Source organism: Crystallibacter permensis (assembly GCF_025960875.1).
Classification (GTDB): domain Bacteria; phylum Actinomycetota; class Actinomycetes; order Actinomycetales; family Micrococcaceae; genus Crystallibacter; species Crystallibacter permensis.
The window spans coordinates 81,481-95,089 of record NZ_JAODLR010000008.1; the positions used below are offsets into that span (position 1 = coordinate 81,481).

Here is a 13,609-nt window from a genome sequence, read left to right on the forward strand (position 1 = left end):
GGGATTCCTTTCGCTTTCGTATCGTTTACTGGTTCAGCCGACAAGCTGGCTGAGCCAGCCCTGCGGCAGATCGATGGGCAGCAGCGTCGGCAAGGCCAGTAGCACCACGTAGAGAACCGCCGTGTAGATGATCGTCGTCTTGGTTTTGGCCCGGGCGACGATGAGCAGGAAAGCCGGAACGAAGATCATGACGGCAACAAGGTAGCCAAGGATGCCGATCAAAATCAGGAAGCCTGCCATCCAGCCGAACGTCTTGAAAGCGAATCCTGCCTCTTTGGTCCAGCCCGGCCCTTGCCCTGCGGACGTCTGTCCGTTCACAGGGGCGTCGCTGGCTATGGACTCCGCAGACGGCACGGCCGTGGCCACGGCGCCGGCGGTCCGGCGGGAGCCCGTCCCCGTACCTGCCGAGGTAATCGGTCCGGCGGAGGTTGAGCCGGTGTAGGCAGAACCAGTGGCACCAGTTGAACCAACGGCGTGAGCGGATCCCGGGGAACCCATGACGACGGACGACGACGCCGCCGCTTCCGCCGCAACCTGCACGGGCATGGCGGCTTGGAGCTGCCCGGCCCGACGCCGGATCACGATTTCCTGGCCGAGCAGAGCAAGGCCCATGATGAGTCCGCCCCAGCCGACCAGCTGCGGTACCAGCCGTGCTTCCGGTGAGAAACCGGAGGAGATGACCAGCGACCCAGCGAAAATCAGGATGACAACCAGTGCGGTGGCCAGCGACCAGGTGGAGTTCTTTAGGGGGCTTTCGGCGTCGACAGCATTCTCATGCTGCGGGTCGTCGTCGCGGTCCAGCCGGCGGCGGGCCCGGATCCACTTGAAGATGTTCCACAGGATCGGCAGCACCAGGATTGCCAGGAACACCATGGTGCCCGGACGCAGCATCCACTCGAAACCGTTGTACAGGCTGTCCGTCAGGAAGTAGTAACGCTCCAGCGGAATGGCCAGGACAAAACCGATCAGGAACGGAGCACGCGGGAAGCCGGTGGACTTCAGGACCCAGCCGGCAATGCCCAGCAGCACCATGACCCAGAGGTCGCCCAGCTGGCCACCTTCCTGGAAGGAGCCAAGCAGCATGATGGCAACGAGGCCGGACGCCAAGACTGCGAACGGGACCTTGGTCAGCGACGCCAGCGGGCGTACGGTCAGGAAGCAGAACAAAGCGCCGAGCACGGAGGCAATGGCGAAGGACCAGACAATCAGGTACATCAGATCGAGGTGGTCGGTGATGATGGACGGTCCGGGCTGGATCCCGTAGGTCAGCAGCATGCCGAGGAGCATCGCCGAGGGAACGCCGCCGGGGATGCCGAACAGCAGCGTGGGGATCAGGTCCCCGGCCTCGACGGAGTTGTTGGCGCTTTCCGGTCCGACGATCCCGCGGGGATCGCCCTTGCCGAACTGCCGCTTGTCTTTCGCCGTGGCCACGGCCTGACCGTAGGCCAACCAGGTGCCGGCGGTGGCACCAACGCCCGGGAGGACGCCCGCCCAGATACCGATCAGCGAGCCGCGGAGGACCTGTGACCAGTGGGTGAGCCACTCGCGGATACCCGAACCCCAACCGCCGGTGACCTTGACCGGAGCATTCTCGCCGCGGCGTTGGCTGGCCCGTGAAGCGATCTCCGCGAGGCCGAAGATGCCCAGAGCGACGGCCACCAGGGAGAGCCCGTCGCCGAGGAACAGGCTGCCGAAGGTGAAGCGCTCTTCGGCCGTTGTGGGCGAGGTGCCGACCATGCCGAGCAACAGGCCCATGAGGCCGGCGACGAGGCCCTTCACTACGTTGCCGCGCGAGAGCACCGCGGCAAGCGCGACGCCGAGGACGGTCAGCATGAAGAGTTCCGGGCTGGCAAAGGAGAGCACCAGCGGCCGGGCCAGCGGTATCGCCAGCGTCAGACCAACGGCACCAATGATGCCGCCGGCCATCGAAGAGAGGAAGGCCAGGCTGAGCGCACGTTTGGCCTGCCCCTTGCGGGCCATCGAGTAGCCGTCGAGCATCGTCACCGATGCCGAAGCCGAGCCCGGTGCACCGAGCAGTACCGCCGAGACGGTGTCCGAGGTATGGACGACGGCGAGTGCTCCGATGAGCAGGGCCAGTGCCGGTGCGGGTTCCATACCGAAGGTAATGGGCAGCAGAATCGCCACCGCTCCGGTTCCGCCGAGGCCCGGGATGAGGCCCATGACCAGGCCTGCCACAACGCCGACGAGCAGCATTAACAGCAGCGCCGGGTCCGCCAATGAGGCCAATGCGGCCATAGCTGAATCAAGCATTGTTATTCCTTAGTCGACTTCGATGTCGTAGGTGTCTTTGAGCAGGCGCAGCACATATTTCTTGGTTGCATCCGTCACCGTGTAGGCGTCGGCCACGCGTGCCGGCAACTGTGCATCGGCCGAAATGGGGTAGCCGCCCAGAATCTTGTCCGCCTTGGCGTTGAAGGCCTTGTCCGAGGCCATCTTGTGCGCGGAGTCGCGCAGCAGCTTTACGGCTTCCTCCGGGGTGCCGGCGGGTGCCCACAGGCCCTTTTGATACGTGTAGGTCAGACCAAGCAGTGTCTTGTACGCTTCGAGCTTTTCGCCGCTCGGCTCGGAACCGTGCAGCTCGCGGTAGACCTCGACGACGGTGGGGACGTCGGGGAAGTTCGGATCGCGGACAACCTTGCCCTCGGCGTCCAGCTGGCCGAAGGACATCAGCACAACAGCCTTTCCTTCCTCGGCGATGCCTTCAACGGCCGAGCCGTAGGAGGAGGTGGTCGTGTAGTCGATGTCGATCTCGCCGCGCTGGAGCGCCAGGTTGACCGGCCCGCGTCCCTCGAAGCCGAAGGTCGCGGTGGTTTCCGCCTCGAGCAGGTCGAAGGCGACGAGCGTAGTGAGGTCGAGGCCGGTCGCACTGATGCCGCCGAAGACCAGCGGCTTGTCGCGGCCGATGAGATCCTTGACGGACTTAATGCCAGCGGCGGTCCGGGCGTAGATGACTCCGCCGGTGCCATTGACCAGAACCGGTGTGAGGTCGCTGAAGGAGTACTTGACCGCGTGCCGGCCGAGCACCCAGGGGACCACCGTGGTTGCGGTGCTGACAAGCAGCTCCGTGCCGTCGTCCTTAGCGGAAGAGGCGAAGTGGTTGCTTCCGGTGATGCCTTCACCGCCGGACTCATTGGTCGGTGCGAATCCGGGGACACCGGGAACAAAATGGACCATTTCCGTGCCGATGAAGCGGGCCCACGTGTCGGTGCCGCCGCCCTCCGCCAGCGGGATGACCATCTTGATGGTCTCGCCGGCATAGTCTCCGTCGGCTGTTGTCACAGGCGGTCGCAGCAGGCCGCCGCCGAATACGGTGGTACCAAGGCCGAGCGCCGCGAAGAGCCCGACGGCGGTCAGGACAGTGCGGCGCGAATGCTGCGGTGGATCGGCCAGTTCGCTCAGCTCGGCCAATTCGTTGTCGGCGGGCGGCAGATCAACGCGCCCGTTGCCGCCGTCGTTATTCGGCGTTTTATGGGGCAGCTGGACCATCGGTGTCTCCTTTGACTGGCTGTGCCTTGCAGGTTCCAGGGCGTGTCCTTCAGCAGCACGCAGTGGGGGCAGCGGAAGCGAAGCGCGGGCAAGGATCCTGGCGGTGCGGACGGAGCCGACGATTTCGCTGCCGTCCATGGTGCTGCGCCATGTGGAAATGATCCCTGCCGGCGTTCGAATATTCAAGGATGTGTCCACCGGCGACATCAGGGCGCGTTCGACAACTGTGCCGGGCGTACCCGCCGCCATTGTCAGGCCGATGCTCCCGGTGATTGCCAAGGCGGGGTGGGGATTACCCATGGAGAGCATCATGATATGGACATCGGCATCGCCCGCGCTGTCCGGTGGCGCCGCGATAGCTAGCTTGGGGATGGCCCGCTCGGCGCTCTCGGGGGTGGCGGACAAGCCCATGGCGACGGCGCCGGCCCGGCGGATCGCGTCCAGTTTCTCCAGTTCGGGGAGTACCTCCAGGCCCCACTCCCGGAAATCCGTCTCGTCGAGCCCCGCCGTGGTTGCTGAGATGATCACCAGCGGCGCGCCGGCATCAACCATTGAGGCCTCGACGGCGCGGCCGCCCACCATCAGCAGGTCGGCGGCGTTGCCTGTCGGCAGAAGGCTGCCGGTGGTCTTGCCGGCCGGCTCGACGAAGCCCAAGCCCACTTCGGTGCCCGGGAAAGGTACACCGGGAATCATCGTGTCTAGCTCCGGTTGCCACTTGCCGCCCGGCGTCGCGACCCGCTGCACAATCTGCTGTTGCGTGTTCGTGTTGAGGGCACGGACCAGCGTCTCGTCCCCTTGCGGCTGGACCCAGCCGCGATCCATCGCGTAGAGGGCGACGACGGCGGAACAGTTGCCGCAGTTGCTGCCCCAATCGACCTTGCCCTCGTCAATGCCGACCTGGGCGAAGGTGTAGTCAATATCGGTATCGGTTTCCTGGGAAAGGCTCAGGATGACAGCCTTGCTGGTTGTCGAGGTCCCGCCCCCAACGCCGTCGACTTGTCGTGAATCGGGGCTGCCAAAAAGCCGAAGCAGGACCTCGTCCACCGTGTAGCCGGGGATATTCAGCTGCTCTCGTTCGAACACCCAGCACTTGCTGGTTCCGCCGCGCATCCAGACGGCGTCGACTGATCTGGTAATTGTTCTCACCTACTTTGCGAATCGGGAGTGGAAACGCCCAGATGTGATGGGGCCCACGAAGTTTGTTGATTCGATAGTGAGGGCAGTGAGAGTTAATTACCAGTTACCAAAAGTAGACTTCCATGTAGTGCTCCTTCAGTCACTGGTAGTCAAGGGCCAAGGGGATGCTGCTCGGCGGAAAGATGCCCTACCGCCAGCCGTGAAGTACGTAGGGGGGTGGGGTACATGTAGCCGAAATGCGTTTTCTACAGTATGTTGAAGCAGCACTTAAGGAGGCAGGGAATGCTGGATATCAAGAGACTGCAGATATTGCTAAAAGTCGTGGAGACGGGTTCGGTTACGGCGGCGGCGGACGAGCTGTTCTACACCCCCTCAGCGGTATCGCAGCAGTTGCGCAAACTTGAGGAAGAGGTGGGGCAGCCGCTGCTTCAGCGTCGCTCCCGCGGCATGGTCCCCACTGACGCCGGTCACGTTCTTGCCAGCCATGCCCGCTCCATCCTGCGCGAAATGGACGCAGCCGTGGCTGATCTTGCGCAGATCGCGGGACTCAAGCGCGGCAGCTTGAGCTTGGGCACCTTTCCGACGCTGGGCGGATCGTTCCTGCCGATCGTTATCAGCCGGTTCCGCCGGGAGTATCCCGCCATCCGGCTGGACGTGCGCAGCAGCAGGCTTGAAGGGCTGGTTGAACTGCTCGCCAAAGGAGAGGTGGGGCTCTGTCTCCTCTGGGAGTACGACTGGCACCGGCTCGATCCGAAGATGTTCGAGCTCACGCAGGTCTTCGTCGAACCCACGGTGCTGGTGGTTGGCGCCGAGCACAGGCTGGCAGGGTTGGGCAAAGTGGAAATGGCCGATCTTGCCCAGGAGCAGTGGATTGTCCGGGCAAACGAGCATCCGGTGGCCGAGGTTCTCGAACGGAGCTGCAATTCCGCCGGCTTCGCGCCACATATTGCTTTCCAGGCCAACGACTACCAGGAGGCACAGGCGATGGTGAGCGTCGGGCTCGGCATCGCTCTGGCGCCGCAGACCGCCGTCGTTAATCAGCATCCTGGCGTCAAGGTGCTGCAGTTGGGTGATTCTGTGCCGTCGCGGCGGGTCATGTTGGCCCAACGCCACGACAGAGTGCGGGCGCCGGCGGAGGTGGCGTTCCAGTCAATGCTGCTTGCCGTCGGGGAGCAATGGAGCGCCGGCATCCACGCTTGATACCGGCGCTGGCACAGTTAGCGGTGGGCGAAACTCAGGCCGAGCCGCTTCTCGCTCAGATACAGACTCAGGCCGATCCCCAGGGCGGCGAAGGTGCAGGTCATCCACCAGGTGGAGTTCCAGCCGCCGGTGGCAGTGGCCAACCACGCGACGATGGCGGGTCCGGTGAAGTTGCCGACGTTGAAGATTTGCTGCATCAGGCCCATGGCCGCCGGCGTGGAGCCGCCGGGCGGTGCCAGGTCGACGGCCATCCGCGTCAGCGTGGAGGGAATCGCGGCGCCGACCAACGAGAAAGCCGCTACACAGGCGAACTGGATTGCGATGCCTCCCGGCACCGTGGTCCAGTCCACCGCAAAGGTGAGCAACGATGTCGTACCCATGATGATGAAGGTGGGGATGATGAGCCGGCGGGCGGTGACGCCGCGTTGCAGCAACGGGGCCGTGGCGATGGCGCCGACGGCATTGAGGCCGCCGACCACCGCGCTGAGCACTCCCGGCCAGATCCCGGTGACGCCGTTCTGCTGGTAAATAGTGGGCAGGAAGCCAACCACGGCCATCCACTGGATGGTGTAACAACCGAAGACGACGCCGGCCACCCACGGTTTCGGCGACCGCACGGTTACGCCGATCCGCCGTACCGCAGCCTTCAGTCCGCTGCCATCGCCCGTTGGATCCTTCGGGACAAACGCGAGCACCAGCGGCACCGGCACCAGAGTCAGGGCCGCCATGATCCACCACCAGGTATGCCAGTTCGTCACCTGCAGCACCAGCGCGCTCGCGATCAAGCCTACGAACGTGGCGCATCCTTGGTAGGCGCTCCAAAAACCCACAGCGGTGTTGACCCTGCGCAGGGGAGTGTTGGCGCGGATCAGTCCGGGCGCGACGACGGTGGCCAGCAGGAATCCGGCACCTTCCACGGCCCGGCAAGCCATCAGCAGTCCGGCAGTCTCCGCGAAACCGCCCACCACGGAGCCGGCGAACAGCAGGCCCAGCCCGATCAGCAGGCAGCGGCGCGCGCCGATCATCTCGGCGAACAGGGAGACGGCCAGCCCGCCCGCCATGCCGGCCACCTGCACGAGGCCCAGCAGCACGCCGGCCTCCACCAGGGACATGTCCAGCTCGGACTGGATGACGGGGATCGCCGAGGGCAACTTCCAGATGTGCATGGCTGCGGTAATGCCCGCAAGTACGACGACGATCCACGCCGCGTCCGTGCGCTGCCGAGTCATGACCGGAGCCGCCACAGCTCTCCTTCCGCCGTCGGGCCTGTCAGTCCAGATTATCCGCAGGCGCGCAAAGGCGACGCCGGCCACGTAAGACGCGTGCCGGCGTCGTAATAATGCGGTGTTCGGCCCGGGCGGGGGTGCCGCGCCGGGCCGGGCGGGGCCCCTCAGTCCTTCGGCGTTGCCTTGGTGGGGTCCACGAAAGGCTTCTGGACGACGGTTCCCTGGCGTTCGCCGTCGGGCGTATGGATGGTAAATTCCGTGCCGAGGCGGCTGTGGGCGATCGGGACCATGGCCAGGCCGATGTTGCGTTCCAGCCGAGGGGAGTGGCAGGCGCTGGTGACTTCGCCGGCCGGGACGCCGCCGTGCGTCGTGACACGGAACGGTTCGATCATCGACCCGTCGTTGTAGCTGCCCAACGGGTCGCCGCCGATCTCCACGCCGACCATGAGCCGGCCGATCCCTTCGGTGCGGGCCTTGCGGAGCGCCTCCCTGCCAACGAAGTCGGACTCCTGGTCCAGATCCACCATCCAGTCGTAGTCGTAGCCGACCTCCAGCGGATTGGTGTTCAGCGTGATGTCGCAGCCGTACGCCAGCATGCCCGCCTCGATCCGGCGGATGTGGCAGGGGCCGATCACACGGAGGTCATGAGGTTGCCCGGCTTCCCAGATCGTATCCCACAGCTTCCCTGCGTTCAGGGTGGCGTTGTCCAGATAGATTTCGTAGCCGACCTCGCCGGTGTAGCCGGTGCGGCTGACTACGACGTCCATCCCGTTGAGCGTGTGGTGCTGCAGGTGGTAGTAGGGCATGTCGAGGATCTGCGGTCCGAAGAGGTCGCTCATCAGCCCCTTGGCCTTGGGGCCTTGGATCTGGACCGGGGCGACGTCGACCTCCTCGACGGTGACGTCCCAGCCGCCCGCGTGCGCCAGGCCCATGGCCCAGAGGTGGACGTCGCTGTCTGCGAGCGAGAGCCAGAACTTATCCTCCGCCACGCGGAGCAGGATGGGATCGTTGATGATCCCGCCGTCAGGAGCGGTGATGAAGACGTACTTGCACTGGCCTACCTGGCACTTGGTCAGGTCGCGCGGGGTGAGCATGTTGGTGAAGTCGAAAGCCTGCGGGCCGCTGATCTGCAGCTGCCGTTCCACGCCGACGTCCCACATGGTGACATCGTTGAGCAGGGACCAGTATTCGCTGGCCGGGTCGCCGTAGTGGCGCGGGTGGTAGGTGTGGTTGTAGACGCTATAGGCGGCGACGCCGTGCTCGCGGGACTTCCAGAAGTAGGGCGATTTCCGTAGCCGCGTGTACAGCGTGATACCGGGGTGGGGCACGGGGCCGGGCAGATTCGCGGCGGCCTGCTGGGCGGGACCGGAACCGGGAATGGTTTGCGACATGAGGTGCTGCTCCTTCGAGAGTTTGGCGCCAGTCCGAACTCTTCAGTTGCGCATGCTGCGCAACGATGCGCCATGTGCACTTCATCGTGGCAGTCGTTGCGAGGGGCAGTCAAGGGTTAGCGCGCAGCAGCTTTGCTGCTGGAGCTGCGGCCGCGGTCAGCGTCGTCGGTCTCGAGGCTCCAGGCCGTTGCTAGCTCCGTTCGGCGACCGTCTTTACGCCTTGGACCAAGCTGTCCCACATGCCCTTCGAATGCTCCGCCTCCTCGGCGCTGGCGTTGTTGTCTTGCGAGAGCGTCAGCTTGGTCTTGTCTGCCTTGTTCTCCAGCGTCCAGGTCAGCGTGTGGTAATTCTCCGGCACGTTCGCCTGACCGGAGAGCGGGCTGAAATGTGTGTGCACCAGCCGCTTTCCGGGTTCGACCTCAAGGATCACGCCGTTGTCTTCGTAGGCCTTGCCCTTCCACTCGCCCCGCCAGTTGATCGGGCTGCCAACGGTCCAGTCGGTGACGACGGTGGTGCCGAACATGAACTCCTGGATCGATTCGGGGTCCGTGATGATGGACCAGACTTGGCTCGTCGGAGCGTCGATCAAGATTGTCGAGGTAGCGACATAGTTCCCGGGCACAGCCTTCTCCTTGGTCGAAGCATCGTCGGCGCTGGCCCTAGAGTACCCCTGCCAGGGGCAGCGCGGGAGGGCTGGCTGTTCCAGTTCCCGTCCAAAGTGGGCCCGCGCCGACCTACCGCAGACCTGCCCGCGGTTGACGCCCGGGGATGGCTGGGACAAGATCGCGGAATGGAGCCACTGAGCAGCCGCGTACTCCTGCGGCCTTCCGACCCGGCGAAGAGCCAGGCCTTTTACCGCGACGTCCTGGGGCTGGCCGTCTACCGTGAATTCGGCGATCCTGATAGCCCCGGCATCGTATTCTTCCTCGGCAACGGCCTGCTCGAGGTGTCCGGGCAGCGCGGCGACGAGGGCACCGGCCGGCTGGAGTTGTGGATCCAGGTCCGCGATATCGAGGCCGAGTGGAAAAAGCTTCAGGCCGCCGGGGTGGACGTACTGCGTGCTCCTGTAGAGGAACCGTGGGGTCTGCTGGAAATGTGGATCGCCGATCCGGACGGCGTGCGCATCGTGCTGGTGGAGGTCCCGGCGGACCACCCGATCCGGCGCGATACACGGAATCCCCGGGACCTCTGACCAGCGGAATCCCGGGACCTCTGCCCCACACGGCCCCGCCGTCGTCGTTCGACCTGGTTCCCGCTAATTCCCCACGTTTAAAACGCGCCCGAAACATCGTCCCAAGTCAACGGGATGCTTGAAGCCTAAAGTTGGACAGATAAGCCTAAACTTGGGTCTGAACAGGGCGGAAAAGGGGCGGAAACGCGTGAAAAGCGACCCGACCAGCGGCCGGACCCGCGCCTTAGTTGGCGAAGCCCTGCCACAGTGCGTCGAACGGGGCGTGGGAGGAGACGCGTGCCTTGATGCCCTCGGTCACGAAGGCCTTGGCGGTCCGCGCGGCCTCCAGCGGAGTGGCGCCCTTGGCCAGCTCGGCGGTTACGGCCGCGGCCAGCGAGCAACCGGCGCCGCTGACGGCAATTTCGCCGATCTTCGGTGTGCTCAGCACCTCCAGGGTCTCGCCGTCGAAGAACACGTCCACGGCGTCCGGGCCTTCGAGGCGCACGCCGCCCTTGGCCAGCACTGCTGCGCCGGATGCTTCGTGGATGATGCGGGCGGCCTTCTCCAGGTCCTCGACGTTGTTGATGGTGATGCCAGCGAGGGACTCGGCCTCGAAGTGGTTCGGCGTGACGAAGGTGGCAAGCGGCAGGACCTGCGCCTTGAGCGCCTGGTCCGTGTCCAGCGCGTGGCCGGGCTCCTGGCCTTTGCAGATCAGCACGGGGTCCAGCACAATGTTGTCCCACTCCTGGTTGCCCAGCGCGGTGGCCACCGTATCGATGGTGACGGGGGAGCCGAGCATGCCGATCTTGACGGTCTTCAGCGAGCCCTCGTAGCAGGTCTGGATGGCTTCGAGCTGGTCGGCGATGACGTTCGCGTCGACCGGGACGAAGCGGTGGTTCCAGTTGTCCTTCGGGTTGAAGGAGACGATGCAGGTCAGGGCGGTGATTCCGTAGGTACCGAGTTCCTGGAAGGTCTTCAGGTCTGCCTGGGCACCCGCGCCACCGGTGGCTTCGGAGCCCGCAATGGTCAGCGTGATGGCAGGACGGGCAGCCAGGGCAGCGTCGGCGGAAATGTCAGTGGAAGAAGGCATGCGTCCATTTTCCACCGTGACCCCCGCCGATGGCCAACCGGCGCGATCCACCGGCTGCACCGGCGTCTGCATCGGACCCGGCGCCCCTCAGTCGTAGACGGTCACGAGCTTCCACACGGAGGCCCGGCCGATGGCGGCGCACAGTCCGATCAGCGCGGCCAGCAGCAGCGTCTCCCACGCCGCCCCGCCGTACATCACGCTGAAGATCAGCCAGGCCACCAGGGTAATGACCACGAAGAACACCAGCACGTGGACCCATTGGCGCCGCACCGGCCGCAGCGCCAGGCCCAGCAGGAAAGCGATAGGAGCCCCGATGATCAGGCCGATGCCGGCGGCGTAGAGCAGCACCACAAACGCCATGCCGAAGGTCGGCCAGACCTGCCGCCAGCTGAACGTGCCGCCGACGATCGAGATCAGCATCAGGGTGAGCGAGAAGGCGGCGATGGTGACGAAGAAACCGGTGAAGAACGCCAGCGGGCCGAACGTGACGCGATGGCCGGGCTTGTGATCCAGCAGCTGGTCAGCGAACTGCTCGTCCTCGGGCAGACCCGGTTCGATAGGATCCGCGTTGGTCCCGTCCTGCGTCATTGCGTGCCCCTTCCGAGGTCAGTGACAGTCGCCGCGGCACTGTCCCCTGCCGGCGCCGGACTGAGGGTCATCTACCCCCAGAATAGATCGAAGCGCCCTTAACGCAACCGCTCAAGCTGCGGCGTGGGAGAATTGATGACGGTCCGGGTGCAGACGGGCCCAGTGTTAATACAGCCAACGCTTTCGACGCCGGCACTACCGGCAGCATCGCGGCGTTGCGCGAACCACTACTTCTAAAAAGGTACAAAACCACAATGACTGACCTGCAGAAATCCCGCCCCGGCCACGCTCCGGCCAAGTTCGCCTCGATCGGCAGCCCCTACTTCGGCATCATGCTCGCGGCCATGGCGGTGGTGCTGATCCTCTCCAACATCGGCGCATCCAAGGGCGTGGCCATCGGCCCGATCATCACCGACGGCGGTTTCTTCCTCTTCCCGCTGGCCTACATCCTCGGCGATGTGGTCAGCGAGGTGTACGGCTTCAAGGTGGCGCGCAAGGCCATTCTCACCACGTTCGCCCTGTCCGTTTTCGCCTCGCTTTGCTACTGGGTCATCATCGCGCTGCCCGGCTTCAACGACGATTTCGGCATCGCCAAGCAGGAAGCGCTGGAACTGGCCCTCGGCCCGGTGCCGCTGATTGTGCTCGCGAGCCTGCTGGGCTTCCTGGTCGGCCAGACGCTGAATTCCTGGGTGCTGGTGAAGATGAAGGAGCGCTTCGGGGAGCGCAAGCTCTGGGCGCGGCTGATGGGCTCCACCGGCGTTGGCGAATTCGCGGACACCCTGATCTTCTGCTCGATCGCGGCCTCGGTCATCGGCATCACCGACATCCCCACGTTCGTGAACTACGTCGTCGTCGGTTTTGTCTACAAGACCCTGGTTGAGTTCCTCTTCGTTCCACTAACGACGGCGGCCATCGGCTGGGTGAAGAAGCGGGAACCTTCGTACGGGGTTGCGTCCTAAAGGCAGGCGGCGTCCTCAACCCTGGCCGCGCCCTGACGGCAGCGCCCTAGCGCGCGGTCCGTTTGCCGAGGGCAGCGGCGATCCGGTCGGCGACGTCGTGCCAGTGATCGAGCATCTCCTCCCGCTCCGCGGCACTGGCAAGATGCTCCTGGTGGAAGCCGATGGTGGTGCCAGCCTGCACCTGCATCAGGGTGATCTGCAGGATGGATTCGTGGTCCCAGGCCTGCGGCGCCCAGGTCAGTCTGATCCGCTCGTGCGGGTGGAAACTGCGGATTTCGCCACGCGTGCCGTCCGCGGTTTCATATTGGTCGCGGCGGCGGGTGCCGAGGTCCGTTTCGCCTAGCCACAGCGGCAGGCCTGCGCCGATGAGGAAGTCCCAGACCTGGGGCAACGGTGCCGCAACCGTCTTCCGGACGCCCATCTCCCAGCCCGCATCCTGCGTTAATCCTGTTGGAGTCATGTAACCCGGATTACCCGCTCGCAGGGCACGCGTCAATGGTCCGGACAACGGAAAATGGCGGCTGGAAATCGGTTGTGCGTCTCAAGCGAGCGACAGCACGAACGACAGGACAAAGCCGGCGGCGGTGCTGAGTGCGACCGCCGGGCCGCCGTGCTCGAACGCCTCGGGCATGAGGGTGTCCGCAAGCGAGGCGATGACTGCGCCGGCGGCGAAGGCCAGCGGCAGGGAGATCGTTTCCGGGTCACTGCCCGAGAGGGGACCGGCCCCAATAACGACGGCGACGACGAGCAGCACCGCGCACGCCAGCCACAAACCGAGGATCTTGCCCGTGGACTTGCCCTGGCTGCGCATGGAGGAGGCGCCGACGAGGGACTCCGGCAGATTGGACACAAAGATCGCGGCCAGCAGGGCCAGCCCGCCGGTTCCTTCCGTCAGCGAGACGCCCAGTGCGAGGTTCTCCGGCACGCCGTCGAGGGTGACGGCGGCCAGCAGCGCCATGCCTGCCGCACCCCGGGTGGATTCCTTGGTGGGCGCGCGGTCCTCGGCGGCCGCGTTGGTGTCCAGCTTGGCGCTGCCCTGATATTTGTCGGCCGGGGTGGGCCGCTTCTTGGGCTGGGCCCAGCGGTCAAGCAGGGCGCTCAGGGCTGTGAAGATGGCCGCGCCGACGAAGAGCCCGATGGCCGCGCGCCAGATACCGCCGTGCTGGTAGGCGTCCTGGAAGAGCTCGAAACTCAACGCGGTGATCAACGCGCCCGCCGCGAAGGAGAGCAACATGGCCAGGAACCGCTTGGGCAGCTCGAATTTCACTCCGATGAGCGCGCCCAGCACCAGTGCGCTGGAAGCCACGGCGCCAAAAACCAGCGACGGTCCCATGGCGCCA

Annotated in this window: 12 protein-coding genes; 3 read left to right on the forward strand and 9 right to left on the reverse strand. The window is 65.1% G+C overall.

The features are described 5' to 3' along the window. Positions 1–33 precede the first annotated feature (33 nt). Complete coding sequence (locus tag B0G38_RS11455; protein WP_264669573.1) at positions 34–2,271, reverse strand: tripartite tricarboxylate transporter permease; 2,238 nt, start codon at positions 2,269–2,271, stop codon at positions 34–36. A gap of 9 nt (positions 2,272–2,280) precedes the next feature. Then, entirely contained in the window at positions 2,281–4,653 is a 2,373-nt protein-coding gene (locus B0G38_RS11460) for a PrpF domain-containing protein (RefSeq protein WP_264669574.1), read from the reverse strand. Positions 4,654–4,926: 273 nt separating this feature from the next. Between B0G38_RS11460 and B0G38_RS11465 the strand changes: the two genes are divergently transcribed. Further along, positions 4,927–5,844, forward strand: a complete 918-nt coding sequence (locus B0G38_RS11465) for a LysR family transcriptional regulator (RefSeq protein ID WP_264669575.1) — start codon at positions 4,927–4,929, stop codon at positions 5,842–5,844. A gap of 17 nt (positions 5,845–5,861) precedes the next feature. Here B0G38_RS11465 and B0G38_RS11470 read toward each other — a convergent pair whose 3' ends face one another. The 3 genes from B0G38_RS11470 to B0G38_RS11480 all read right to left on the reverse strand — a co-directional run bounded on the left by B0G38_RS11470 (position 5,862) and on the right by B0G38_RS11480 (position 9,083). Continuing rightward, complete coding sequence (locus B0G38_RS11470; RefSeq protein WP_264669576.1) at positions 5,862–7,073, reverse strand: MFS transporter; 1,212 nt, start codon at positions 7,071–7,073, stop codon at positions 5,862–5,864. A 161-nt stretch (positions 7,074–7,234) separates the two neighbouring features. After that, the gene (locus B0G38_RS11475; RefSeq protein ID WP_264669577.1) at positions 7,235–8,461 is read right to left on the reverse strand and encodes a glycine cleavage T C-terminal barrel domain-containing protein; all 1,227 of its coding nucleotides are present in this window, start codon (positions 8,459–8,461) and stop codon (positions 7,235–7,237) included. A gap of 190 nt (positions 8,462–8,651) precedes the next feature. Continuing rightward, positions 8,652–9,083, reverse strand: a complete 432-nt coding sequence (locus tag B0G38_RS11480; protein ID WP_264669578.1) for an SRPBCC domain-containing protein — start codon at positions 9,081–9,083, stop codon at positions 8,652–8,654. 168 nt (positions 9,084–9,251) lie between these two features. On the opposite strand from B0G38_RS11480, the gene B0G38_RS11485 reads away from it, so the two are divergent. Next, positions 9,252–9,653 (forward strand): VOC family protein, encoded by a 402-nt coding sequence (locus B0G38_RS11485; protein WP_264669579.1) that lies wholly within the window; start codon positions 9,252–9,254, stop codon positions 9,651–9,653. Positions 9,654–9,876: 223 nt separating this feature from the next. Here the strand turns inward: B0G38_RS11485 and B0G38_RS11490 are convergent, their stop codons facing one another. Continuing rightward, entirely contained in the window at positions 9,877–10,722 is an 846-nt protein-coding gene (locus B0G38_RS11490) for a hydroxymethylpyrimidine/phosphomethylpyrimidine kinase (protein WP_264669580.1), read from the reverse strand. 87 nt (positions 10,723–10,809) lie between these two features. Beyond that, positions 10,810–11,310, reverse strand: a complete 501-nt coding sequence (locus tag B0G38_RS11495; protein WP_264669581.1) for a hypothetical protein — start codon at positions 11,308–11,310, stop codon at positions 10,810–10,812. A gap of 254 nt (positions 11,311–11,564) precedes the next feature. On the opposite strand from B0G38_RS11495, the gene B0G38_RS11500 reads away from it, so the two are divergent. Beyond that, positions 11,565–12,269: a queuosine precursor transporter gene (locus B0G38_RS11500; protein ID WP_169992835.1), complete on the forward strand. Its 705-nt coding sequence runs from the start codon at positions 11,565–11,567 to the stop codon at positions 12,267–12,269. Positions 12,270–12,315: 46 nt separating this feature from the next. Here B0G38_RS11500 and B0G38_RS11505 read toward each other — a convergent pair whose 3' ends face one another. Continuing rightward, positions 12,316–12,729, reverse strand: a complete 414-nt coding sequence (locus B0G38_RS11505) for an SRPBCC domain-containing protein (protein WP_264669582.1) — start codon at positions 12,727–12,729, stop codon at positions 12,316–12,318. A gap of 81 nt (positions 12,730–12,810) precedes the next feature. After that, on the reverse strand, positions 12,811–13,602 hold the full coding sequence (locus B0G38_RS11510) for a ZIP family metal transporter (protein WP_264669652.1): 792 nt from the start codon (positions 13,600–13,602) through the stop codon (positions 12,811–12,813). Positions 13,603–13,609 lie beyond the last annotated feature (7 nt).

What these genes read in the sequence shown, in the direction of transcription:
- B0G38_RS11505 (WP_264669582.1), bottom strand. Translation starts at nt 12,729, where the DNA reads ATGACTCCAACAGGATTAACGCAGGATGCGGGCTGGGAGATGGGCGTC.
- B0G38_RS11500 (WP_169992835.1), top strand. Translation starts at nt 11,565, where the DNA reads ATGACTGACCTGCAGAAATCCCGCCCCGGCCACGCTCCGGCCAAGTTC.
- B0G38_RS11475 (WP_264669577.1), bottom strand. Translation starts at nt 8,461, where the DNA reads ATGTCGCAAACCATTCCCGGTTCCGGTCCCGCCCAGCAGGCCGCCGCG.
- B0G38_RS11495 (WP_264669581.1), bottom strand. Translation starts at nt 11,310, where the DNA reads ATGACGCAGGACGGGACCAACGCGGATCCTATCGAACCGGGTCTGCCC.
- B0G38_RS11490 (WP_264669580.1), bottom strand. Translation starts at nt 10,722, where the DNA reads ATGCCTTCTTCCACTGACATTTCCGCCGACGCTGCCCTGGCTGCCCGT.
- B0G38_RS11510 (WP_264669652.1), bottom strand. Translation starts at nt 13,602, where the DNA reads ATGGGACCGTCGCTGGTTTTTGGCGCCGTGGCTTCCAGCGCACTGGTG.
- B0G38_RS11465 (WP_264669575.1), top strand. Translation starts at nt 4,927, where the DNA reads ATGCTGGATATCAAGAGACTGCAGATATTGCTAAAAGTCGTGGAGACG.
- B0G38_RS11485 (WP_264669579.1), top strand. Translation starts at nt 9,252, where the DNA reads ATGGAGCCACTGAGCAGCCGCGTACTCCTGCGGCCTTCCGACCCGGCG.
- B0G38_RS11455 (WP_264669573.1), bottom strand. Translation starts at nt 2,271, where the DNA reads ATGCTTGATTCAGCTATGGCCGCATTGGCCTCATTGGCGGACCCGGCG.
- B0G38_RS11470 (WP_264669576.1), bottom strand. Translation starts at nt 7,073, where the DNA reads ATGACTCGGCAGCGCACGGACGCGGCGTGGATCGTCGTCGTACTTGCG.